Source organism: Burkholderia pyrrocinia (genome assembly GCF_018417535.1).
Lineage (GTDB): Bacteria > Pseudomonadota > Gammaproteobacteria > Burkholderiales > Burkholderiaceae > Burkholderia > Burkholderia pyrrocinia_E.
The window spans coordinates 244,083-266,492 of the sequence record NZ_CP070978.1 but is presented as its reverse complement, the minus strand read 5'-3'; the positions used below and the strand labels follow the sequence as shown (position 1 = coordinate 266,492).

Here is a 22,410-nt window from a genome sequence, read left to right as displayed (position 1 = left end):
CGCCATGAACACGTCCCCTCCCGCCGCGCCGGAACGCGCGCATCTTCGCCTCGGGTTCGTCGCGCTGAGCGACGCGGCTCCGCTGATCGTCGCGCAGCGCCTGAACCTCGGCGCGCGGCACGGCCTCACGCTCGAACCGAGCCGCCAGCCGTCGTGGGCCGCCGTGCGCGACAAGCTGCTGAGCGGCGAACTCGACGCCGCGCACGCGCTGTACGGGCTCGTCTGCGGGCTGCAGCTCGGCATCGGCGGCCCGCAGGCCGATATGGCCGCGCTGATGGTGCTGAACCGCAATGGCCAGGCGATCTCGTTCTCGCGCGGCCTCGCCGACGCGTACCGCGCGAGCGGCAGCGTGCGCGACGCGCTCGCGACGCTCGGCCGCAAGCCGCTGCTCGCGCAGACGTTCCCGACCGGCACGCACGCGATGTGGCTGAACCACTGGCTCGCATCGCACGGCGTCGATCCGCTGCGCGACGTGCGCAGCGTCGTGATCCCGCCGCCCGAGATGGTTGCCGCGCTCGCGAACGGCGAGCTCGACGGCTTCTGCGCGGGCGAACCGTGGCACGCGGTGGCCGAGGCCTGCGGCGCGGGCCGCACCGTTGCGGTCACGAGCGAGATCTGGCCCGATCATCCGGAAAAGGTGCTCGCGGCCCGGCGCGACTTCGTCTCGCTGTATCCGGCCACCGCGCGCGCACTGATCCGCACGCTCGTCGATGCGTGCGCGTGGCTCGACAGCGCCGCGCACCGCCGCGAGGCGGCCGACTGGCTCGCGTCGCCCGACGCGCTCGGCGTACCGGCCCGGCTGATCGCGCCGCGCCTGCTCGGCGACTACGGCGCGGGGCCGTTCGCCGAGCCGCCGCTGCCGATCCGCTTCCACGACGGCGGCGCCGTGAACCGGCCCGATCCGCTCGAAGGCCGGTGGTTCCTGTTGCAATACCGGCGCTGGGGCATGCTCGACGGTCCGCACGACGACGCGGCGATCGCCGCGGCGATCGCGCAAACCGCGTTGTATGATGCTGCGGTCGCCGAAGGCGACGCAGCGGGCCCGTCGCAGGCGTGATACGCACCGCGTGATCCAGTCGGCGCGCGCGCGCCGGCGCCGCGCCACGCCGATCCGGGCCACCCGGCGGCTTCGGGCATGCGCGGCACGGACGACACCGCATGGCCACTCCGTCCCCGATCCGAATCGATGCCGAAACGAACGCGCGCGCCGCTCGACGTGCTGCTCACCGAAATCCGCGCGTGCCGTGCATGCGAAGCCGAGTTGCCGCTCGGCCCGCGGCCGGTCGTGCGCGCCCATCGCGACGCGCGCATCCTGATCGTCGGGCAGGCGCCGGGCGCGCGTGTCCATGCGAGCGGCATCCCGTGGGACGACGCGAGCGGCAAGCGGTTGCGCGACTGGCTCGATGTCGATGCCGAACCCTTCTACGACGAGACGCGCTTCGCGATCGTGCCGATGGGCTTCTGCTACCCGGGCCGCGGCGCAAGCGGCGACAACCCGCCGCGCCCCGAATGCGCGCAACTGTGGATCGACCGGCTGGTTGCCGAGTTGCCGTCGATCCGGCTGACGCTGCTGATCGGCCAGTATGCGCAGCGGCATTTCCTGCGCGAGTCGCGCAAGGCAACGCTGACCGACACCGTGCGCGCATGGCGCGACTACGGCCCCAATGTGCTGCCGCTGCCGCATCCTTCGCCGCGCAACCAGGCGTGGTTCAAGCACCATCCGTGGTTCGACGCCGAAGTCGTGCCCGAGCTGCGCCGCCGGGTGGCGCCGCTGGTTGCCGGTTGATCGCGCGGCCCCGCGCATTCCGGCCGCGCCCGGTTCGCTGTACCATCGCGGCTCAACCGCGTCACGAACCGCAGAATCCTTCATGCCATCCACCGCCCCGCCGCGCCTGTACGGGATGCCCGAACGCAGCGACCGGCTCGATTTCTACATCCGCGACCAGGCGTCGCGCCAGGCGATCACCGAGCCGCACCGGCACGCGTATTTCCAGATCCAGTTCAATCTCGGCGGCGACACCGAGCAGCGGATCGGCGGCGTCACGCGGCCGTTTCCGCGTGGCGCGCTCGCGTTCGTGCTGCCGCACCGCGAGCACCTGATCCCGCATCCGGAAGGCGCGCACTTCATCGTCATCAACTTCAGCCAGGCGTTCCTGCGCGCCGATCTCGACGTCGATCCGCTCGATCTCGAGGACGTGCCCGCGCACCGCTTTCCCGAGCTGACGCCGTTCCGCTTCCAGGAGCATCTCGACTTCATCCTGACCGGCGACTCGTACGACGAAGCGCGCCGCCTCGCGCTGTGCATGCTCGACACCGATCGCGTGCGCACGTTCGGCTCGACCACGTTGCTGCGCGGCTACCTGCTGCAACTGATCGGGCTCGTCTGCACGCAGTACGCGGGCGCGCTCGACAAGCTCGCGCAGCGCGGCGCCCAGCGCGCGGGCCGGCGCGACGCGCTCGCGCGCGTGCTGCGTCACGTGCGGGCGAACCTGACCCGCGAGGACCTGACGCTCGCCGCGACCGCCGAGGCCGCGTTCCTGTCGCCGAACTACCTCGCGCACCTGGTCCGCAAGGAAACCGGCAGCACGTTCACCGATCTCGTGACCGAGCGCCGGATCGCGCTCGCGCAATCGCTGCTGGCCCACACGAGCCGGCGCATCGCGGACATCGCGCGCTCGGTCGGCTTTCGCGACGAAGGGTATTTCGCGCGGCGCTTCCGCGCGCGGGTCGGCGTGTCGCCGAAGGCGTATCGCGACGCGAACGCCGCCTTGCCGGCCGGCGACGACGCACCCACAATCGCCGACGCGTAGTTTTGTCCCGGTAAAACGCATTTGCGTCGCATCCGGCCGCACGCGCGTCCGGTATCGTTGCACGCATGCCGGCCCGTGCGCCGCCCGGGCGCCGGCATCCGTCTTCCCACCGAACGAGGCTATCCGATGTCCGCCTATGTCATCGACGCTTCCGAGCGTCCTTCCGTCGAAGTCGAACAGTCGTCCGCGCGCTTTCCGGTGCGCCGCGTGTTCTGCGTCGGCCGCAACTATGCCGACCATGCACGCGAAATGGGCGCCGATCCCGACCGCGAGCCGCCGTTCTTCTTCACGAAGCCGGCCGACGCGATCGTCCCGGCAAGCGGCACCGTCCCGTATCCGCCGCTGACGAGCGATCTCCATCATGAAATCGAGCTGGTCGTCGCGATCGGCAAGGACGGCCGGTCGATCGACCCGGCCGACGCGCTGTCGCACGTATGGGGCTATGGCGTCGGCGTCGACCTCACGCGCCGCGACCTGCAGGCCGAAGCGAAGAAGCTGAGCCGTCCATGGGACTGGGCGAAAGGCTTCGACGCGTCGGGCCCCGTGACCGCGCTGCGCGCGGCGACGGCCACCGGCCACCCGGCCGCCGGCCGCATCTGGCTCGCGGTCAACGGCGAAACGCGCCAGCAAGGCGATCTGGCCGACATGATCTGGGCCGTGCCCGACGTCATCGCGTACGTGTCGCGTTCGGTCGAACTGAAGGCCGGCGACCTGATCTTCACCGGCACGCCGGCCGGCGTCGGCGCGCTGCAGCCGCGCGACCGCGTGACGGGCGGCGTCGATGGCGTCGCGACCTTCGAGTTCGTCGTGGGCGCGAAGCCGTAACGGATCAAAGGGGCACGCACGCGGGCGGATGCAGCGCCCGCCGTGCGTTGCACGTTGCAACGCTGGCCCGCCGCGACGGCATTCCGGTTGCTTAGTCGTACCGACGCAGGAATTTGTCGACGACGGCCGGCGGATTCAGCGCTTTCGCCGATTCGTTTTCCAGTGCCTCGGCTGCGTCGTCGTCGCTGATCGACACGAACAGCGTGATGGCCGCCCTTGCGTCGCCCGTGCCGAACACACCGTCGCGATCGAGCAGCCGCAACGCCTCGATCATGTCGGTGTGAAGCTGCCGGGAAAATTCCGCGAACCTCGACCGCACAAACTGCGGGCTCAGCACTTCATCGGCCAGCTTGCCGCAGATCGCGTTGAACGGCGACGCCTCCGCCGCCGCGTACGCCCATTCGGAACAGCCCCACGCAAACCACGGATCATCGTCCGCGACCGCCTGTTGCGCGCGGACCCGGCTCAGCCCTTCGACCGAATTGGCCGCCGGCACCACCGTCATCGCGCCGCTGTCCGTATAAAGCGCGAACGCGTAGAAATGCTCGTCCGGGTGCAATGCCCGCAACGCGTTGAATGTCGCCCTTGCGGCGTCGGCAATGTCCCGCTGGAAATCAGAAAAGTCGGTCATCGCATCCTCGTCCTGTCGCCCTTCGCGCTCGTCGGGGAATACGGCGCGCGCAGGGTTCGTCTCCCGGCATTCGATGGATTGTCCGCCAATCGCACGCGACACGGTAGCGGGCCGCACCCGCATTCACCGCCCGGCGTCCCGCGCATCGAACACCCGCACGCAGACGGCGGCCACCAGCGCGATCGCCGCCGACAGCAGCATCATCGCGAGCGGCGCATAACCCGCGTTGCCGGCGGTCAGCACCGCGCCCGTCAGCGACGACAGCGCGGCGCCGCCGGCGATCGTCATCGCACCGGCCAGCCCCGACGCGCTGCCCGCCAGCCCCGGGCGCACCGATACTGCACCGGCATGCGCGCCGGGATTGGTCAGCCCGTTGCCGATGCCGACCAGCACGCACGGCCCGAACCACGCGATCGCATGCGTCGCGCCGCCGAACATCAGCGCGAGGCCGACCAGCGGCCCCGCGCACGCGACGACGCGCCCGCACAGGATCGTCGTCGCCAGCGCGTAGCGGCGCGCGTAACGCGCGGCCAGAAAGCTGCCGCATACGAAACCGGCGGTGATCGTCCCCATGTAGAAGCCGATCTCCGCCGGCGCGATGCCGAACAGCGTTTTCGCGGCGAGCGGCGCGCCGGCCAGGAACGCGTAGAACGAGCCCGTCGAAAACGCCATGCAAAGCGCATAGGCCCAGAAACGGCGTGCGCGGAGCAGCGCCGGATACGCGCGAAGCTGCCGCCCGAGACTAGACGACCGGTTCATGTGCGTTTCGACGAAATCGAACGCGCACCAGCCGAACAGCGCGACGCCGGCCGCGCCGAGCAACCAGAAGCTCGCGCGCCAGCCCACCGTCTGGTCGAGCCCACCGCCGAGCGTCGGGCCGAGCATCGGCGCGAACGCAGCCGCCATCGCCGCATAGCCGATCCGGCTCGCCGCGCGGCTGCCGCCGCCGGCGTCGCGAATCGTCGCCATCGACACCGGATAGACCGACGTGATCGCCGCCTGCATCAGACGGCACGCGAGAAACACGCGGATATCCGTCGCCATCGCGCAACCAAGCGAGCCGAGCGCGAACACGCCGACACTCGTCAGCACGATCGGCCGCCGCCCGAACCGGTCCGACAGCGGCCCCATCACGAACTCGAGCGACGCGGCCACCGCCGCGTAACCGCCGAGCGACAGCGCGACGAGCGCATAGTCGGCGCGCAGGTCGCGCGCGATCGCCGGCAGCGACGGCAGGAACAGGCTCAGCGGCAGCACCGAGAACGCGCACAGCAGGATCGGCGTCGCGTGTCGCGGCGATGCCGCAGCGGAATCGATCGGCAGGTTCGGTTGCAAGCGGGTGCCCTCCGCGCACGCGCTGCATGCCCGTGCGCAATGCAAAAAAAAACCCCGAACGAGTCGGGGGCGCATGGGTGCCGGCGCGGTGCCGCTACCGGACCCTGCGCCTGTGTACGACTACTGCGATGAAGAATGCCGCTTTCATGCGTGACGCCTCCTGAATGCGTGGCTGACCGCCAGCGATATCGGACGATGGTAGGCGGACGACGCCGGCCGCGTCAACGCCCTAACGCACGCGCACCGACACGAACTTCCGCGCGTTGTTGCGCTGGATCAGCACGGCGATCACGCTGCCGCCGTTCGCTTCGAGCGACTGCACGTCGTCCGGCGTCTCAAGCAGCGTGTCGTTGAGTTCCAGCACGACGTCGCCCGGCTGGATGCCCGCATTCGCGGCCGGGCCGTGCACCGCGTCCACCATCATCCCGACCGCGAGCCCCGTCGAACGGCGCTCGTCGTCGCTCAGTGCATGCATCGTCAGCCCGAGACGGTCGCCGCCGTCACCCGCCGCCGGCTCCGGCCCCGGTCGTGCAGCGGCCTTCGGCGTGGCCATGCCGACCGTCGTGCCGGCGTTGCCGGCCGCCTCGTCGGCACCCGTGATCGTCAGCGTCACCGGTGCGCGTTTGCGGATCAGCCGCAGCGGCGCCTTCTGGCCGGGCGGCAGCGCGGCGGCCAGGTCGTTCAGTTCGGCCGAACGGCCGATCGTCTTGTCGCCCAGCTTCACGATCACGTCGCCGGGCTTCACGCCGGCCGCGGCGGCCGGCGAGCCGGGCGCGACGCCGTTGACGAGCGCGCCCGCCGGACGCGGCAGCCCGAACGCCGCGGCCAGCCCGATGCCGACATCCTGCACGTCGATGCCGAACGCGTTGCCGGCAGGCGCGCCCTGCGCCGGCGCCTGCTGCGTCTGCAGCTGCGCGCGCACCTTTGCCGCGAACGCGATCGGGATCGCGAACGTCGTGCTCGCGTAGCGGTCCGCACCCGTATAGACCTGCACCGCGATGCCGATCACGTCGCCCGCCCGATTGAACACGGGGCCGCCCGAGTTGTCGGGATTCGGCGCGATGTCGGTTTCGAAGAACGGAAACGCGCTGCCGTCCGGCAGCCGGTGCGACGTCGCGCTGACGATGCCGGCCGTGACCGTGTTGCCCGATCCGTCCGGCGCGCCGATCGTCATCACCGGTTCGCCCGCACGCACCTTCGCCGAGTCGCCAACGCGCACGAACGGGAGCTTCGTTGCATTGACACGCAACACGGCGACGTCGCTTTGCGGATCGACGGCCAGCACCGTCGCCTTGAATTCGCGGCGGTCGGTGAGCCGCACCGTCACGTCGGTCGCATCGTCGACCACGTGCGCGGACGTCAGGATCAGGCCGTCGGCGCTGACGATGAAGCCCGAGCCACTGCCCGACACCGCGCGCAGCACCGGGTCGGGCGTCGGCGCCTGCGAACCCTGCGCGGGCGTCGGCGCGCCGCGCCGGAAGAACGCGGCGAGCGGATCGTCGGTATCGAGGATCGCGAAGGACGGCCCGCCGGTTTGCTGATCGAGCGCGGTCATGATCGTCACGACCGCGGGTCCGTAACGATCGACGATGGCCGGAAAGTCGACCGGCATCGCGTAAGGCGCGGCGGGCGGCCGAGCCTTCGTGGCGGGCGGCGCGAGGGTCGCCGCAATGGCGGCTGGCGGCGGTTGCAGAAAACCGGCGAACACGCCCCCGATCAACGCGGTGCGAAGCACGGCGCGAGCAAGCGTCTGGCGAACCACGGTGCACCTCCCCCGGCAGTCGCGGCATCGACTTGCGCGAGACGCGCAGGCACCCGACAAGCACCGGTACACGCATCCATTTATAGTCCACGCGGCTGTTCGAACATACGAATCGAAACCCGCATGCCGGGTGGTGCTGCGGCCGCGGAGCCGCGACGGCGTTCGTTTCGAACAAAGTGCGCGATTCGTCAATCCGCACAAGTCCGGCGACCGTTCAATCCCCGCCGACCCGCTCCGCGAGCGCCGACAACGTCCGCAACATCGGCTCGAACGCATCGGCCGACGTATTGCCGAAGCCGAGCACGAGCCCGTTGGCCGCCGATGCCGGATCGATCGAGAAACCCGACAGCGGAAACGGCCCGATGCCATGCGCGCGCGCCGCGTCGACGATCGCGCGGTCGCGATAGCGCGCCGGCAGCCGCAGCGCGAGATGCAATCCGCATGGCCCGCCCTCGACCTGGTGCGGCACGCTCAGGCTGCCGTCGAGCGCGGCGAGCAGCAACCGCCGCCGGTCGCGATACAACCGGCGCATCCGCCCGAGATGCCGGCCGTATTCGCCCGTTTCGATGAAATCGGCCAGCGCGAGCTGCACGTGGCGCGTGCCGCCGCGCAGCATCTCCGGCAGCACCGTCCGCACGGCGGCCAGCAGCGCCTCGGGCAGCACGAGAAAGCCGATTCGCAGCGCCGGAAACATCGTCTTGCTGAACGAGCCGAGATAGACGACCGGAGAATCGGGCGCGAGCCCGTGCATCGCGCCGATCGGCTCGCCGGTGTGACGGAATTCGCTGTCGTAGTCGTCCTCGATGATCCATGCGCGATGCCGGCGCGCGGCATCGATCAGCGCGAGCCGGCGCGAGATCGACAGCACGGCGCCGGTCGGAAACTGGTTCGACGGCGTCGTATAGACGAGGCGCGGCGTCCGCTCGCGCCAGTCGCTCTCTTCCGCACGCAGCCCTTCCGCATCGACCGGCATCGGCACGACATCGAGGTCGGCCGCCTGCATCGCGGTGCGTGCGCCGCGATAGCCGGGCTCCTCGACCCATACCGTCTCGCCCGGGTTCGTCAGCAACTGCGCGCACAGCGCAATCGCGCCCTGCGCGCCTTCCGTGATCACAATCTGCTCGGGATCGCAGCGCACACCGCGCGTCACGGCCAGGTGGCGCGCGATCGATTCGCGCAGCGCGCGCTCGCCGAGCGGATCGCCATAGGCGAGCAGGTCGCGGGCGGCGCGACGCAGCGCGCGGTCGATCGCGTGCCGCCACGCGTCCACCGGAAAATGCGACAGCGCGGGCACGCCCGGCCGAAAACCCTCCGATTCGCCGCTGCCGACGAGGCTCGGGCGAATCCGGCCGAGCCGCTGCGCGACGGCCGGCGGCGCTGCGCGCCGGCGCGGCGGCGCCGGCCGCGACAGCCCGACGACGCGCGTGCCGCGGCGGTCCGACTGCAGGAAGCCTTCGGCGACGAGCTGCTCGTAGACCGCGGCCGTCGTGTTGCGCGACACGCCTAGCGTCTCGGCCAGCGCGCGCGTGCCGGGCAGCCGCGTGCCGGCCGGCATCGCGCCGCCGAGAATCGCGTCGCGCACGCGGCGCAGCAACTGGCGCTGCAGCGAAGGCGCGCCCGGCGTGCGCGCCAGCGGCGCGTCGAGTGGCAACAGCGGCGCACCGCCGGAAGGAAAGGCAGTCGTCATCGGAACATCGCAACGTGAAAGTGTCGGAACACGGCGCCCGGCGCGTGGCACCATAAATTTGCCGATCTCTGGCGCTTCTCATGGTACCTCGCCAGGACTAGGATCGTCTGCATGCCGGCATGTCGCCGGCCGCCAACCGAAGCGAGATCGACCTTGTCCACGCTCACCAACGCCTTCCAGCAACCCATCGGCCACCCCGTTCCCGACTGGTCCGCGCGCCCGCGCCCCGAGCGCATCGTGCTCGAAGGCCGCTACTGCCGGCTCGAACCGCTCGACGCCGAGCGCCACGCGGCCGACCTGCATGCCGCCTACGCGCAGGCGCCCGACGGCAGCGACTGGACCTATCTCGCGCACGGTCCGTACACCGACGAATCGGGCTACCGCGACTACGCGCGCGGCGCGCAGGCGAGCGCCGACCCGCTGCACTACACGGTGATCGACGTTGCCACGGGACGCGCGGTCGGCACGCTCGCGCTGATGCGCATCGATCCGGCCAACGGCGTGATCGAGGTCGGCTCCGTCACGTTCTCGCCGCTGCTCAAGCGCACGCCCGTCTCGACCGAAGCGCAGTACCTGCTGATGAAGTACGCGTTCGACACGCTCGGCTACCGGCGCTACGAATGGAAGTGCGACGACCTGAACGCGCCGTCGCGCAAGACGGCCGCGCGGCTGGGCTTCCGCTACGAAGGCACGTTCCGGCAGGCGATCGTCTACAAGGGCCGCAGTCGCGACACCGCGTGGTATTCGATCATCGACGGCGAATGGCCGGCCGTGCGCGCCGCGTTCGACGCGTGGCTCGCGCCGGAGAACTTCGACGCGCAGGGCGGGCAGCGCCGGTCGCTCACCGCGATCCGCCACGCGCAGGCGAGCACGCGCGACGCGGCCGCCCGCGCGAACGACGCGACGCGCGTCACGGTGCGTCCGCTCGCCGCCGCCGACGAAGCCGCATGGCGCCCGCTGTGGCAGGGTTATCAGAAGTTCTACGACGCCGCGCTGAGCGACGCCGTGTTCGCGACGACGTGGGCGCGCCTGATGGATCCTGCCGAGCCGATGTTCGTGCTCGGCGCATTCGACGCGTCGGGCACGCTGGTCGGGATCGTGCATTCGATCTACCACCGCTCGTGCTGGACCGAAGGGCCGTACTGCTACCTGCAGGATCTGTACACGGCGCCCGACGCACGCGGGCAAGGCGCGGGCGGCGCACTGATCGAGGCCGTGTACGAACGGGCCCGCGAAGCCGGCGCGAGCCGCGTGTACTGGCTCACGCACGAAACCAACACGACCGCCCGCGCGCTGTACGACAGGCTCGCGAACAACGCGGGGTTCATCCAGTACCGGAACGATCTGAAGAAGTAACGCGGCTCCGCGGCCGGCCGGCGTCTAGTCCAGCACGTCGGCCGAATCCCGCGCAGTGTCGTTCCCGGACGCAACGTCCGCCCGCGCCGCGCCAGCCGCACACGGCACCGACGCCGGGCAGATCATCTCGTCGCCATTCGCGGGCACGGGCCGCCGCACCGGCCGGAACACCGGCTCGCCGGGCTCGATCGGCCGCCCCGAGATCGCGCAGCGGCCCGGCTGCAACGCGACGCGCAGGCGCCAGCGCTGCTCGCCGTAATGGCAACGACCGCTCTCGACCCATCGAATCAGCAACCCGTCGTCGCCGGCCTCCAGCACCGTGACGAACAGTTGCGGGCGCAACGGCGACGCCGCGGCCGACGCGTGCTCCGGAACCGGCGCGCGGCCGATCGTCACGAGCGGATGCGCGACGCCGCCGCCGTGCAATGGCATCGCATCGTGTTCGCCAAATGACGGCGCTTCGCTCGACAGGTCTTCTTCGCAGATCAGGCTTTCCATGGTGTTCGGCATGCTTGACGGATTGACGTGCAGGTTGAACGGCACCGGCGCCGCGCTCAGCGCCGGCCCATCGGCTCGCGCAGCAGCGACAGGCCGATCGCCGCACCGGCGACGGCGGCCGCGAGCATCAACCCGATACCGCCCGACCAGCCGAACGCGCCGACGATCCCGCCGATCGCCAGCGGCCCGATCACCTGTCCGAGATAGTTGCCCTGCACGACCCAGCCGATGCTGAGCGGCGCCAGCGACGGCGACGGCGCGGAGCCCGGCGCGCACGCGAGGATCGTCGCGGGCAGCATCCCTGCCATTGCCGAGAATGCGAAACCGAGTGCGACCGCGATCGGCGCGGGCGTCGCCGCGCTGAAGAGCCCTGCGCCGGCCGCGCCGATCGCGACCGCCGTCGCGGCCATCACGATCCCGGGCCGCGCGCCGCGCGACAGCAGCCAGCCGGCCGTCAGGTTGCCGATCACGCACGAAGCGACGATCGCCGCGCTGATCAGCCCCGCCGCGCCGACCGCGACGCCGAGGCGCTGCATCAGGAAAACCGGCAGGAACGTCATCACCGCGAAGAACTGCACGTTATAGGTCGCGAAGCCCAGCGCGAGCAGCGTCGTCGAGCGCGACGCGAGCACATCGCGCAGCGCGGGCCCGATGCGCGTCGCAGCCGCCTGCCGCAACGGCGAGTCGGCGGACGTCGTGACAGGCACCGCGGCGGCCGCGACGAGCGTCAGCACCGCGGCCGCGAGCCAGCCGTTGCGCCGGCCGCCGAGCAGCGGCCCGACGAGCATCGACAGCGCCATGCCGGCCGGCATGAAGGTGCTCCACAGGCCGAACACGAGGTTGCGACGCCCGGGCGGCGTCACGCGATTCAGCACGGCCGGCGCGGCGACGACCACGATCACGAAACCGAGCCCCTCGGCGAAGCGCGTCGCCAGCAGCAGCGCGAAGCTGCCCGCCCACGCGCCGGCGACACTCGACACGCCGAGGATCACGAGGCCCGTCATCAGCAGCAGCCGGTCGCCCCAGCGGCGCACCAGCAGGCCGGCCGCGATCCCGCCGAACACGCCGACGAACGGAAACACCGACATGATCCCGCTCAGCGACGCGAGCGAGCCGCCGAACTCGTGCTGGAGCGACGGCAATGCGATCGTCGCCTTGCCGACGTGCAACGCCGATACGATGCTCGCCAGCACGACGTTCGCGACGGCGGCCCGGTAGCTGCGCGCCGGCAGCGTGGCGGCATTGGCCGCGACAGGCGATTCGGTCATCTCCACCTCCGTTGGGGCCGCCGCGTGCAACGGGATGTCTCACGCGGCCGCGATCGGACTGGCGCACATGATACAAATTGAAGTTAACTTCAAGTAAAGGGAAAGTTGCGCAACGCTGCGTTTCGCCGATCGCTGCAATGGGCCGGCACGACAGCGACGGCATCCTGATCTAAGCTGTCGGCTTCGCCCCGACAACGTTGCGCACCTACGCATGCCGACCGCCTCCCCCGCTCCCGACGTCACGCTTCCGCTCGACTTGGCCTGGTCGACCTTCCCCCACCGCAAGGCCGCCGTGAACACCTTCATCGCCGGATACTGCGCCGCGCGCGACCGCCGCGACGCGCCGGTCCTCGACCGCCCGGACGGCCACGTCGTGCAGTTCGACGCCGGCATGGGCCGGCCTTTCGAGCATTTCATGATCGAGGGCGCGCCCGCGTGCAGCGACGGCCCATTCGCCGCCGGCGCATGGATCACGCGCTATGGCGCCGCGCCGCTGCCACCTGCGCTGCAAGGCAGGACGCGCCGGCTGTCGGACGAGCATTTCATGGCCGCCGATATCGGCGTGCTGTCCGGCGACGAAGCACTCGCACAAGCACTCGCCTGTCACATGCCGGGCGACATCGACGCGTTCAATGCGAGCGCCCCATTCCCGCCGTTCCAGCCGAATCCGGCCGCGTTCCTGTTCGCGCACCGGCTGGACGGGCAGATTGCGGCCACCGCGCGCTACGGCTTCGCGTCGGCGCGCGACATCGTCGTCGACCGGGTCGCGACGGCGGACGCATACCGGCGCCGCGGCCTCGCGATGCAACTGCTCGCCGCAATCGTCGCGCACGCGCGCCAACGTGGCGCTCAGCGCGTATGGCTCGTGTCGACCGAGGCCGGTCAGCCGCTGTACCGCGCCGCCGGATTCACGCCGCTCGCGCCGGTCGCGGTGGACGAAGTCATCGCCTGAGCGCGCTTCGAACCGCGCCGGCCATCGCCGTTCGTCTCGCGATTTGTCTCATTGCGCTGAGACGAACGTCCCAGCGTCTCACCCGGCCCGCGACCTCGCAATCGCAGCAAACGCCACGCACGCTTCCCGCCAGATCGTTTTCTGTCGCAAGACAGCGAAATGGTGCATTGCACACCGGCCACCCTCTCCGATCGCCGCACGCCACACCGATTCACGCTGGCCCCGTTCCTGCATACCGGTCGATCGCGCAATCGCGCGACGGGCGCACCGGCAGCGACGCCTCGCGCCCGACGACAACCTGACGGAGACAGCAACGTGAGTACACCGGCACCGACCACCGCCCGCAGCATGAAAGCCGCCGTCTGGCGCGGCCGCCACGACATCAGCGTCGAAGAGGTTCCCGTTCCGGAGCGCCCGCCGGCCGGCTGGGTGACGATACGCGTGCACTGGTGCGGCATCTGCGGCTCCGACCTGCACGAATACGTCGCGGGCCCCGTGTTCATCCCGGTCGATGCGCCGCATCCGCTGACGGGCCTGAAAGGCCAGTGCATCCTCGGCCACGAATTCAGCGGCGAGATCGCCGAACTCGGCGCGGGCGTGACGGGCTTCGCGGTCGGCGACCGCGTGACGGCCGACGCATGCCAGCATTGCGGCACATGCTGGTATTGCAGGCACGGGCTGTACAACATCTGCGAGAACCTCGCGTTCACCGGGCTGATGAACAACGGCGCGTTCGCCGAATACGTGAACGTGCCGGCCGAACTGCTGTACAAGCTGCCCGACAACTTCCCGACCGAAGCCGGCGCGCTGATCGAACCGCTCGCGGTCGGGCTGCATGCGGTGAAGAAGGCCGGCAACATCGTCGGGCAGACCGTCGTCGTGGTCGGCGCGGGCACGATCGGCCTGTGCACGATCATGTGCGCGAAGGCCGCGGGTGCCGGACGCGTGATCGCGCTGGAAATGTCGGCCGCGCGCAAGCAGAAGGCGCTGGAAGTCGGTGCGAGCGTCGTCATCGATTCGAAGACGTCCGACGCGATCGCGGAAGTCAAGGCGCTGACCGGCGGCTACGGCGCCGACGTGTCGTTCGAGTGCATCGGGCACACGGCCACCGCGAAGCTCGCGATCGACGTGATCCGCAAGGCCGGCAAGTCGGTGATGGTCGGCATCTTCGAGGAGCCGACGTCGTTCAATTTCTTCGACATCGTGTCGACCGAGAAGGAAGTGATCGGCTCGCTCGCGTACAACGGCGAATTCGCGGACGTGATCCGCTTCATCGCGGACGGCCGCATCGACGTGCAGCCGCTCATCACCGGACGCATCGCGCTCGGCGACATCGTCGCGCACGGCTTCGAGGAACTGGTCAACCACAAGGACCGGAACGTGAAGATCATCGTCCGGCCCGCCGTCGCCTGACGGCGCACGCGGCCGCGGCAGCGATTCGGGCCGCGGCACGCGTGCGGTTGCCCAGCCTGTCGGCGTCGCCCGTTCGCCGGGCGAAGCGACCGCCTGCCGACGACTCCCTCCAGCGCCCCTTCCCCCTCGTCGCTGCCGACGTCCGAAGCCGATGCGTGACGAATGCGCCGGAGCAAGCAGCCGTTGCGATGCCGCAGCCCGGCGCGATTCTTCGATATACTGGACCGAACCCTTTTCGGGGCAACCCGGGGCAACCACGCCCGCCGCGCGTTCGCCCCAACCTGCGTGGAATTGCGTACCGTGAAACCGCGAGCCGGCCTGATTCTCGAACTCTTCGTCAACCTGCTGCTGCCCTGGGTTGCGTACCGGGTCGCGCATCCTTATTTCGGCGAAACCGGCGCGCTGTACGCGTCGGCGGTTCCCCCCATCATCTGGTCGATCGTCGAATTCGTCCGCTCGCGCCGCGTCGACGCGGTGGCGGCCATCGTGCTGCTCGGGATCGCGCTGTCGATCGTCGGCATGGCGCTCGGCGGCAGCCCGCGCACGCTGCTGATGCGCGAATCGCTCGCATCGGGCACGATCGGCGTCGTGTTCCTGCTGTCGCTGTTCCGCGAACGCCCGCTGATCTTCTATCTCGCTCGCGCCACAGTGGCCCGCGAGATGGACGGCGGCGCCGCGCACTTCGAATCGGTCTGGGCCGCACAGCCGGGGCTTCGGCAGATGCTGCGGCTGATGACGTTCGTGTGGGGCGCCGTCATGACGCTGGAGATGCTGCTGCGCTGCTGGATGGTCATGACCTGGCCCGTCGAGCGCGTGCTGGTCGTGTCGCCGATCATCGGCTACACGGTGTTCGGCTGTCTGCTGACGTGGACGTTCTGGTACCGGCGGCGGATGCGCGTGCGCAACAGCGTCGACATCCCGTCCCGCGACGGCGTGACCGAGGTCGCCGGCCGCTGACGGCCGCCTGGCCGGCGCCGGCCCGGCGGCGTGTCGCCGAGCCTGCTGTATGATGCGCGGCGTCTTGTCCGACCAACGCCTCTCCTGTCATGTCCCTTTCGCTCCTTCCGTGCGCCACGATCTGGCTCGCCCTGTTCGCGGCCGCCGCACTCGCGTGGCATCGCCCGCAGCACGGCCTGAGCCTCATCCTGGCCGTGCTCGGCTATGCCGGCGCGCTGGCGTTCGGCAAGCTCGAGCCGGTCGCGCTGGCGCCGCTCGCACTGCTGGCCGTGGCCGCCTGGGGCGTGTCGCCCGCGCGCCCGCTCGCGGTGCGGATCGCCGCGCATGCCGTGTTTGCCGCGCTCGCGATCGCGCTGAGCCTGCACCTGATCCCCGGTTTCCATAATCCGCTCGTGATCGCCCCGACGCGCTTCACGCCGGACGCCGTGCCGTTCACGATGTACCTGAATCTCGACAAGCCGCTGGTCGGCCTGTGGCTGCTGTGGGTGCTGCCGTGGGTCGCACCCGACGTCGCGCTGTCGCGCGTGTTACGCACGGGCGCGGCGGCGGCCGTCGCGACGGCGGCTGCATGCCTGGCCGGCGCGCTCGCGTTCGGGATGGTCGGCTGGGCACCCAAATGGCCCGCGTCGGGCTGGCTGTGGCTCGTGAACAACCTGCTGCTCGTCACGCTCGCCGAGGAAGCGCTGTTCCGCGGCTACGTGCAAGGCGGGCTGACCCGCGCGCTCCGCGCGTTCGCATGGGGCCCGTGGGCCGCGCTGGCAATCGGCGCGGTGCTGTTCGGCGCCGCGCACGCGGCCGGCGGCTGGCAATGGATCGTGCTCGGCACGGTGGCCGGCATCGGCTACGGCCTCGCGTGGCGGCGCGGCGGACTGCTCGCCGCCGCGCTCGCGCATGCGGGGCTGAACGTCGTCCACTTCGGTCTGTTCACCTACCCGATGCTCGACGCCGCGCGCTGACCCCGGCGCGCAGCGCCGCCCGGCGGGATACCGCGCTCAATTGAACCCGGCGACCGCGTGCGGCACGTACGGGCCTTCGAGCGTGGCGATTTCGTCGTCGGTCAGCTTCAACGCGAGCGCGCCGAGCGCATCGTCCAGTTGCTGCGGCTTCGAGATGCCGACGATCGGCGCGGTAACACCGCGCTTTTGCGCGACCCACGCGAGCGCGACCTGCGCGCGCGGCACGTTGCGCGCGGCGGCGATCGCCGCGACGGCGTCGACGACCGCCTTGTCCGCATCGGCCGTCGCGTCGTACAGCCGCTGGCCGACGTCGTCCTTCTGCTGCCGTTCCGATGATTCGTCCCAGTTGCGCGTCAGGCGGCCGCGCGCGAGCGGGCTCCACGGAATCACCGCGATGCCCTCGTCTTCGCACAGCGGCAGCATTTCCCGCTCTTCCTCGCGATACAGCAGGTTCAGGTGGTTCTGCATGCTGACGAAGCGGGTCCAGCCGTTCTGCTTCGACGTGTGCAGCGCCTTCGCGAACTGCCACGCGAACATCGACGATGCACCGATATAGCGTGCCTTGCCGGCCTTCACGACGTCGTGCAGCGCCTCGAGCGTCTCCTCGATCGGCGTGCCGTCATCCCAGCGGTGGATCTGGTACAGGTCGACGTAATCGGTGCCGAGCCGCTTCAGGCTCTGGTCGATGTCGGTCATGATCGCCTTGCGCGACAGGCCCGCGCCGTTCGGCCCCGACCGCATCCGGTAGAACACCTTGGTCGCGATCACGACGTCGTCGCGCTGCGTGAAATCGCGCAGCGCGCGGCCGACGATCTCCTCCGACGTGCCGTCCGAATACATGTTCGCGGTATCGAAGAAGTTGATGCCGGCTTCGACCGCCCGCTGGATGATCGGGCGGCTCTCCGCTTCCGGCAGCGTCCACGGGTGCGTGCCGCGCGACGGCTCGCCGAACGTCATGCAACCCAGCACCAGTTTCGACACCTCCAGCCCCGTCGACCCGAATTTCACGTATTCCATCGCACGCCTCGTCATTGAAGTTGAGCTTGCGGCCGGATGCGCGCCGCCGTTCGGCACGCAGCGCGCGAACGGTGCACCGCACATCCGCCGGACGTCGCATGTTATCCCGCGCCGCGCAAACGCGTATGACGCGCACGCCAGCACGCCGCGCGCATCGGGCGCACGAGCGCCCGGTCGCATGCGGGAAAGGACGGGCCGGTTACTTGACCTGGTCGGCGATCGGCTGCAGGAACGCGGAGAAGCCGGTCAGCATGATCTGCACGCCGATGCACAGCAGCAGGAACGCCGACACGCGCATCGCGACCTTGGTGCCTTCGGTGCCGAGGTAGCGCGACAGCAGCGCGGCGCGGCTGTAGGTTTGCCAGATCACGACCGCGACCAGCACGGAGACGGCAATCGATACGATGCTCGACAGCATGAATTCCGACAGCTTGTGCGTGCGGTTCGCATTCAGCGCGATCGCGGTCGAGATCGAGCCGGGGCCGACCGTCAGCGGCACGGTCAGCGGGAAGAACGCGCGCGTCATGATCGCGTTCGCGTCGATCGGCTTGACCGGCGTGTCGCCGCCGCCCGGCACGTCGGGCTCGTTCAGCATCTGCCAGCCCGCCACCGCGACCGCCAGGCCGCCGCCGATCCGCAGCGCCTCCATCGAGATCCCGAAGAAATGCAGCACGGGCGTACCGGCGAAGAACGCGACCATCAGCACGATGAACGCGTTGAACGCAACCTTCCTCGCGAGCAGGTCGCGCTCGTGCTCGGTGAGCGCCTCGGTCCGCTCGAGAAACAGGAACGCGATGCCGATCGGATTGATGATGCCGATCAGGCCGGTGAAGCCGAACAGGATCTCGGAGATAAGGCGGTTGACGATCATCGGGCGAGGAATCGGTCGGGGCTGGGCCGGCAGCGCGCCGGGGGTCACGCATTGTAGAGCAAGCGCCCGCGCCCGAGACGCAAAATGCGGCCGGGCGCGCTTCGCCGTCGATCGTCGCGATTTGCCCTTACTCGGCGCCCGCTTCCCACGCCGGCGGCCGCTTCGCGAAGAACGCGGCGAAGCCCTCCTTCGCTTCCGGCGTCGCCCGCACGCGGGAGATCGTCTGCGCGGTGAATGCCGCGCGCTCGTCCGACGGCGGATACTCGCCGATCGCGTCGAAGAAGCGCTTGATCTCCATCAGCGCGTTCGGGCCGTTGCGGCCGAGCTCGGCGAGCGTCCGGTCGAGCGCTTCGTCGAGCGCGTCGAGCGGCACGGCCTGGTGGATCAGGCCGATCGCGACGGCTTCGCCGGCGGCGAGCTGCGTCGCGGTCAGCGCGAGCCGGCGCGCCTGGCGCTGGCCGACCGCCTCGACCAGATACGGGCCGATCACGGCAGGCAGGATTCCGAAACGCGCCTCGCTGACCGAAAAGCGCGCGTGGTCGCTCGCGATCACGATGTCGCAGGCCGCGCACAGGCCCACGCCACCGCCGAACGCGTGGCCCTGCACGCGTGCCACCGTCGGCTTCGGGCATTGGCGGATCGCGCGCATCATCGCGGCGAACCGCTCCGCGTCGCGCAGGTTCGCAGCCGCGTCGTTCGCGCTCGCGCGCTGCATCCACTGCAGGTCGGCGCCCGCGCAGAACGCGCGGCCGTCCGAGCGCAGCACGATCGCGCGCACGTCGTCGCGCTGGCCAAGCGCCGTGAATGCGTCGGTCAGCTCGGCGATCATCGTCTCGTCGAACGCGTTGAGCACGTCGCCGCGCTGCAGCGCGACGGTCGCGATGCCGCGCGCATCGACCGCGACGGCCAGGGTCTTCAATCCATCCATCGAACAGGTTTCCTCGGGTAGAACGGCAAACATCGGAATCAGGCGGCCTGGCGGCGATCGATCACGCGCCGGGCCTTGCCGGTCGCGGTCGCGGGAATGCCGCCCGCCGCGAGCACCGTCACGCCGGACGACACGCCGACCATCGTCTTGATCCGGTGCTGCAGCTCGCGTGCGAGCGCCGCGCGATCGCTTTCGGTGACGGACGCCTCCGCCTCGGAGCGCAACTCGACCGCGAGGTCGAGCCGGTCCATGTGACCGTCGCGCGACAGCGTGATCTGGAACTGGCCCGACAGCGCCGGCAGCGCGACGACGATCTCCTCGATCTGGCTCGGGAACACGTTCACGCCGCGCACGATCAGCATGTCGTCGGAACGGCCCGTGATTTTCGCGAGACGGCGCATCGTGCGCGCGGTCGGCGGCAGCAGCGCGGTAAGGTCGCGCGTGCGGTAGCGGATCATCGGCATCGCTTCCTTCGTCAGCGACGTGAACACGAGCTCGCCCTGGCTGCCGTCGGGCAACACTTCGCCCGTGACGGGATCGATGATCTCCGGGTAGAAATGGTCTTCCCAGATCACCGGGCCGTCCTTCGTCTCGACGCATTCGCACGCGACGCCCGGGCCCATCACTTCAGACAGCCCGTAGATGTCGAGCGCGTCGATGCCCACGCGCGTCTCCACTTCCTCGCGCAACGCCTGGGTCCACGGCTCGGCGCCGAAGATGCCGATCTTCAGCGACGACTCGGCCGGGTCCATCCCCTGCCGCACCATCTCGTCGATCAGGTTCAGCATGTACGACGGCGTGACGAGGATGATCTTCGGCTCGAAATCGCGGATCAGTTGCACCTGCTTCTCGGTCTGCCCGCCCGACATCGGCACGACCATGCAGCCGAGCCGCTCCGCGCCGTAGTGAATCCCGAGGCCGCCCGTGAAGAGGCCATAGCCGAACGCGTTGTGCAGCGTGTCGCCCGGGCGGCCGCCGGCCGCGCGGATCGAGCGCGCGGTCACGTTCGCCCACGTGTCGATGTCGCGCGCCGTGTAGCCGACCACGGTCGGCTTGCCCGTCGTGCCGCTCGACGCGTGCACGCGCACCACCTGCTCGCGCGGCACCGCGAACAGCCCGAACGGATAGTTGTCGCGCAGGTCGTGCTTCGTCGAGAACGGAAATCGGGCGAGATCGGCGAGCGTCTTCAGGTCGTCCGGATGCACGCCCGCCGCATCGAACGTGCGCCGATAGTGCGGGACGTTGTCGTACGCGTGGCGCAGCGACCACTTGAGGCGTTCGAGCTGCAGCGCGTGCAGTTCGTCGCGGCTGGCGGTCTCGATCGGCTCGAGGGCGGCGGCGGGATGCGTCGGGTGAGTCATCGGGGTGCTCCTCCAATGGAGTGATGTCGTTATCGTGTTCGGGGTTACCGGGCCGGCGGCTACGACCGGAACGTGCGGCCGGCCGCGTGCAGCGCGGCGATGCGCGGCGACACGCGATAGCGGTCCTCGCCGTAGCTCGCCGCCAGGTTCGACAGCACGCGAAACACGCGGCCGATGCCGATCGCATCGGCCCACGCGAGCGGGCCGCACGGGTAGTTCACGCCCTTCTCCATCGCGAGATCGAGATCGGCGGGCGAACACACGCCCTGGTTCACCGTGTCGGCCGCCTCGTTCGCGAGCATCGCGACGGTGCGCATCGCAACCATCCCCGGCACGTCGGCGACGCCGACGACGCGCAAGCCCGCCTGCTGGAGCAGCCCGACCGCGTCCGCATAGGCCGCGTCGCTGCACTGGAGCGCGCGCGTCAGCGCGACGAGCCCGGCCTGCGCGTAATCGCGCGCGAGGTCGACGAGCACGAGATCGGCCACGCCCGTTTGCGCGGCGCGCGCGGTCGCCGTACGGCCGTCGGTCAGTGCGATCGATGCGCGGCCGGCCATCGCGAGCAGGTCGTCCGGATGCGCGCCAGCCTGCCGGGCGAGCGCGACGCGTTCCGCGAAGCGCGCGTGCAGCGCGGCGGCCGGGCCGTCCTGCGCGTACAGCGTGACATCCGCCGGTGCATCGCGCGGCGGTTCGAGATCGGGTGCGGGCGGCGTCGCGCCGTCCGCATACGAATAGAAGCCGCGCCCCGACTTGCGCCCGAGAAAGCCCGCGTTCACGAGTTCCTGCTGGATCAGCGACGGCGTGTAGCGCGGGTCGTTGAAGTACGCGCGGAACACCGACTCGGTCACCGCGAAGTTCACGTCCTGGCCGATCAGGTCCATCAGCTCGAACGGCCCCATCCGGAACCCGCCGGCCTCGCGCATCACCGCGTCGATCGATGCCGGCGTGCCGCCCTGCTCGTTCAGCACGCGCAGCGCCTCCGCGTAATACGGCCGCGCGACGCGGTTCACGATGAAGCCCGGCGTCGATTTCGCCATCACGGGCTTTTTGCCCCACGCTGCGGCGGTCGCATACAGGACCTGCGCGACCTCGGGCGCGGTCGCGAGCCCGCTGACCACCTCGACGAGTGCCATCAGCGGCGCCGGGTTGAAGAAATGCAGGCCGGCGACGCGCTGCGGCACGCGCAGCCCGGCGGCGATCGACGTGATCGAGATCGACGACGTATTGGTCGCCAGCAGGCATGCGTCGTCGACATGGCGTTCGAGCGTCGCGAAGATCTCGCGCTTCACGTCGAGCCGCTCGGCCGCCGCCTCGACGATCAGCGCAGCGCCCGCGAGATCGGCCAGCGCACGCACCGCGCGGATCCGGTTGCCGACCGCGTCGGCCTGTGCCGGTTCGAGCCGGCCTTTCTCCGCGAGCCGCGCGAACTGTGCGCGGATGCCGGTCAGCGCCTTGTCGCAGGCCGCTTCGTTCAGGTCGTACAGCAGCACCGTATGGCCGGCCGCCGCCGCGACCTGCGCAATGCCCGCACCCATCGCGCCGGCGCCGATCACGCCGACGACGGCCGACGGCGCCAGCGCGCCCGAGTTCACCGAATGTGCAGAGGAAACAGCCATCGCTTGCGATCCGTCATGAAGTGGAGGTGCGAGCGATTATAAACCGACCGGTCGGTAGCTTTATGTCAGGGCGAGCCCGAATTTGTCGTGCAAGAGACCGTTACGGAAACTGCAAAGACAAAAAAACGAAGGATTGGGGCACTTTTTGCAAACCGAAAGGTCAATGA

Annotated in this window: 20 protein-coding genes; 9 read left to right on the top strand and 11 right to left on the bottom strand. The window is 70.1% G+C overall.

Features of this window, described 5'->3' with window-relative positions; genetic code table 11:
- Positions 1-4 precede the first annotated feature (4 nt).
- The 4 genes from JYG32_RS19290 to JYG32_RS19275 all read left to right on the top strand — a co-directional run bounded on the left by JYG32_RS19290 (position 5) and on the right by JYG32_RS19275 (position 3,635).
- A complete protein-coding gene (locus JYG32_RS19290) occupies positions 5-1,057 on the top strand; it encodes a CmpA/NrtA family ABC transporter substrate-binding protein (RefSeq protein WP_213266579.1) in 1,053 nt (350 codons plus the stop codon).
- Positions 1,058-1,186: 129 nt separating this feature from the next.
- On the top strand, positions 1,187-1,786 hold the full coding sequence (locus JYG32_RS19285) for a uracil-DNA glycosylase family protein (RefSeq protein ID WP_213266578.1): 600 nt from the start codon (positions 1,187-1,189) through the stop codon (positions 1,784-1,786).
- 82 nt (positions 1,787-1,868) lie between these two features.
- Positions 1,869-2,810: a helix-turn-helix transcriptional regulator gene (locus JYG32_RS19280; protein ID WP_174380897.1), complete on the top strand. Its 942-nt coding sequence runs from the start codon at positions 1,869-1,871 to the stop codon at positions 2,808-2,810.
- A 126-nt stretch (positions 2,811-2,936) separates the two neighbouring features.
- Positions 2,937-3,635 carry a fumarylacetoacetate hydrolase family protein gene (locus JYG32_RS19275; protein WP_213266577.1) on the top strand — a complete coding sequence of 233 codons (699 nt, stop codon included), beginning with the start codon at positions 2,937-2,939 and terminating at the stop codon, positions 3,633-3,635.
- A 91-nt stretch (positions 3,636-3,726) separates the two neighbouring features.
- Here JYG32_RS19275 and JYG32_RS19270 read toward each other — a convergent pair whose 3' ends face one another.
- The 4 genes from JYG32_RS19270 to JYG32_RS19255 form a co-directional block, all read right to left on the bottom strand.
- A complete protein-coding gene (locus JYG32_RS19270; RefSeq protein WP_213266576.1) occupies positions 3,727-4,266 on the bottom strand; it encodes a DUF4303 domain-containing protein in 540 nt (179 codons plus the stop codon).
- Positions 4,267-4,389: 123 nt separating this feature from the next.
- Positions 4,390-5,676, bottom strand: coding sequence for an MFS transporter (locus tag JYG32_RS19265; protein WP_249744818.1), 1,287 nt, complete (start codon positions 5,674-5,676; stop codon positions 4,390-4,392).
- 154 nt (positions 5,677-5,830) lie between these two features.
- Positions 5,831-7,363 carry a trypsin-like peptidase domain-containing protein gene (locus tag JYG32_RS19260; protein WP_213266574.1) on the bottom strand — a complete coding sequence of 511 codons (1,533 nt, stop codon included), beginning with the start codon at positions 7,361-7,363 and terminating at the stop codon, positions 5,831-5,833.
- Between the two features lie 214 nt (positions 7,364-7,577).
- Positions 7,578-9,050, bottom strand: a complete 1,473-nt coding sequence (locus JYG32_RS19255; protein ID WP_213266573.1) for a PLP-dependent aminotransferase family protein — start codon at positions 9,048-9,050, stop codon at positions 7,578-7,580.
- A 153-nt stretch (positions 9,051-9,203) separates the two neighbouring features.
- Here JYG32_RS19255 and JYG32_RS19250 point away from each other — a divergent pair, with 153 nt between their 5' ends.
- Positions 9,204-10,406 (top strand): GNAT family N-acetyltransferase, encoded by a 1,203-nt coding sequence (locus tag JYG32_RS19250; protein WP_213266572.1) that lies wholly within the window; start codon positions 9,204-9,206, stop codon positions 10,404-10,406.
- Between the two features lie 24 nt (positions 10,407-10,430).
- On the opposite strand, the gene JYG32_RS19245 is transcribed toward JYG32_RS19250, so the two are convergent.
- A complete protein-coding gene (locus tag JYG32_RS19245) occupies positions 10,431-10,916 on the bottom strand; it encodes a DUF3331 domain-containing protein (protein WP_213266571.1) in 486 nt (161 codons plus the stop codon).
- A 44-nt stretch (positions 10,917-10,960) separates the two neighbouring features.
- On the bottom strand, positions 10,961-12,172 hold the full coding sequence (locus tag JYG32_RS19240) for an MFS transporter (RefSeq protein ID WP_213266570.1): 1,212 nt from the start codon (positions 12,170-12,172) through the stop codon (positions 10,961-10,963).
- A gap of 211 nt (positions 12,173-12,383) precedes the next feature.
- Here JYG32_RS19240 and JYG32_RS19235 point away from each other — a divergent pair, with 211 nt between their 5' ends.
- The 4 genes from JYG32_RS19235 (at position 12,384) to JYG32_RS19220 (ending at position 16,450) form a co-directional block, all read left to right on the top strand.
- Positions 12,384-13,124 carry a GNAT family N-acetyltransferase gene (locus JYG32_RS19235; RefSeq protein WP_213266569.1) on the top strand — a complete coding sequence of 247 codons (741 nt, stop codon included), beginning with the start codon at positions 12,384-12,386 and terminating at the stop codon, positions 13,122-13,124.
- 348 nt (positions 13,125-13,472) lie between these two features.
- Positions 13,473-14,537, top strand: a complete 1,065-nt coding sequence (locus tag JYG32_RS19230; protein WP_213267418.1) for a 2,3-butanediol dehydrogenase — start codon at positions 13,473-13,475, stop codon at positions 14,535-14,537.
- 300 nt (positions 14,538-14,837) lie between these two features.
- Positions 14,838-15,494, top strand: a complete 657-nt coding sequence (locus tag JYG32_RS19225) for a VC0807 family protein (protein ID WP_174380888.1) — start codon at positions 14,838-14,840, stop codon at positions 15,492-15,494.
- Positions 15,495-15,583: 89 nt separating this feature from the next.
- Positions 15,584-16,450 carry a CPBP family intramembrane glutamic endopeptidase gene (locus JYG32_RS19220; protein ID WP_213266568.1) on the top strand — a complete coding sequence of 289 codons (867 nt, stop codon included), beginning with the start codon at positions 15,584-15,586 and terminating at the stop codon, positions 16,448-16,450.
- A 36-nt stretch (positions 16,451-16,486) separates the two neighbouring features.
- Here JYG32_RS19220 and JYG32_RS19215 read toward each other — a convergent pair whose 3' ends face one another.
- The 5 genes from JYG32_RS19215 to JYG32_RS19195 form a co-directional block, all read right to left on the bottom strand.
- A complete protein-coding gene (locus tag JYG32_RS19215) occupies positions 16,487-17,467 on the bottom strand; it encodes an aldo/keto reductase (RefSeq protein WP_213266567.1) in 981 nt (326 codons plus the stop codon).
- A gap of 199 nt (positions 17,468-17,666) precedes the next feature.
- Positions 17,667-18,338, bottom strand: coding sequence for a MarC family protein (locus JYG32_RS19210; protein ID WP_034180232.1), 672 nt, complete (start codon positions 18,336-18,338; stop codon positions 17,667-17,669).
- Between the two features lie 127 nt (positions 18,339-18,465).
- Complete coding sequence (locus JYG32_RS19205) at positions 18,466-19,266, bottom strand: enoyl-CoA hydratase-related protein (RefSeq protein WP_213266566.1); 801 nt, start codon at positions 19,264-19,266, stop codon at positions 18,466-18,468.
- A gap of 38 nt (positions 19,267-19,304) precedes the next feature.
- Positions 19,305-20,627 (bottom strand): phenylacetate--CoA ligase PaaK, encoded by a 1,323-nt coding sequence (gene paaK, locus JYG32_RS19200; RefSeq protein ID WP_213266565.1) that lies wholly within the window; start codon positions 20,625-20,627, stop codon positions 19,305-19,307.
- A gap of 59 nt (positions 20,628-20,686) precedes the next feature.
- Entirely contained in the window at positions 20,687-22,243 is a 1,557-nt protein-coding gene (locus JYG32_RS19195) for a 3-hydroxyacyl-CoA dehydrogenase (protein WP_213266564.1), read from the bottom strand.
- Positions 22,244-22,410: the final 167 nt, after the last annotated feature.

Excerpts from the sequence above, each read along its gene's own strand:
- JYG32_RS19240 (WP_213266570.1), bottom strand. The coding sequence starts at position 12,172 with ATGACCGAATCGCCTGTCGCGGCCAATGCCGCCACGCTGCCGGCGCGC.
- paaK (WP_213266565.1), bottom strand. The coding sequence starts at position 20,627 with ATGACTCACCCGACGCATCCCGCCGCCGCCCTCGAGCCGATCGAGACC.
- JYG32_RS19230 (WP_213267418.1), top strand. The coding sequence starts at position 13,473 with ATGAAAGCCGCCGTCTGGCGCGGCCGCCACGACATCAGCGTCGAAGAG.
- JYG32_RS19220 (WP_213266568.1), top strand. The coding sequence starts at position 15,584 with ATGTCCCTTTCGCTCCTTCCGTGCGCCACGATCTGGCTCGCCCTGTTC.
- JYG32_RS19210 (WP_034180232.1), bottom strand. The coding sequence starts at position 18,338 with ATGATCGTCAACCGCCTTATCTCCGAGATCCTGTTCGGCTTCACCGGC.
- JYG32_RS19285 (WP_213266578.1), top strand. The coding sequence starts at position 1,187 with ATGCCGAAACGAACGCGCGCGCCGCTCGACGTGCTGCTCACCGAAATC.
- JYG32_RS19205 (WP_213266566.1), bottom strand. The coding sequence starts at position 19,266 with ATGGATGGATTGAAGACCCTGGCCGTCGCGGTCGATGCGCGCGGCATC.
- JYG32_RS19270 (WP_213266576.1), bottom strand. The coding sequence starts at position 4,266 with ATGACCGACTTTTCTGATTTCCAGCGGGACATTGCCGACGCCGCAAGG.
- JYG32_RS19195 (WP_213266564.1), bottom strand. The coding sequence starts at position 22,243 with ATGGCTGTTTCCTCTGCACATTCGGTGAACTCGGGCGCGCTGGCGCCG.
- JYG32_RS19280 (WP_174380897.1), top strand. The coding sequence starts at position 1,869 with ATGCCATCCACCGCCCCGCCGCGCCTGTACGGGATGCCCGAACGCAGC.
- JYG32_RS19235 (WP_213266569.1), top strand. The coding sequence starts at position 12,384 with ATGCCGACCGCCTCCCCCGCTCCCGACGTCACGCTTCCGCTCGACTTG.
- JYG32_RS19290 (WP_213266579.1), top strand. The coding sequence starts at position 5 with ATGAACACGTCCCCTCCCGCCGCGCCGGAACGCGCGCATCTTCGCCTC.
- JYG32_RS19215 (WP_213266567.1), bottom strand. The coding sequence starts at position 17,467 with ATGGAATACGTGAAATTCGGGTCGACGGGGCTGGAGGTGTCGAAACTG.
- JYG32_RS19275 (WP_213266577.1), top strand. The coding sequence starts at position 2,937 with ATGTCCGCCTATGTCATCGACGCTTCCGAGCGTCCTTCCGTCGAAGTC.
- JYG32_RS19265 (WP_249744818.1), bottom strand. The coding sequence starts at position 5,676 with ATGCGCCCCCGACTCGTTCGGGGTTTTTTTTTGCATTGCGCACGGGCA.
- JYG32_RS19255 (WP_213266573.1), bottom strand. The coding sequence starts at position 9,050 with ATGACGACTGCCTTTCCTTCCGGCGGTGCGCCGCTGTTGCCACTCGAC.
- JYG32_RS19245 (WP_213266571.1), bottom strand. The coding sequence starts at position 10,916 with ATGCCGAACACCATGGAAAGCCTGATCTGCGAAGAAGACCTGTCGAGC.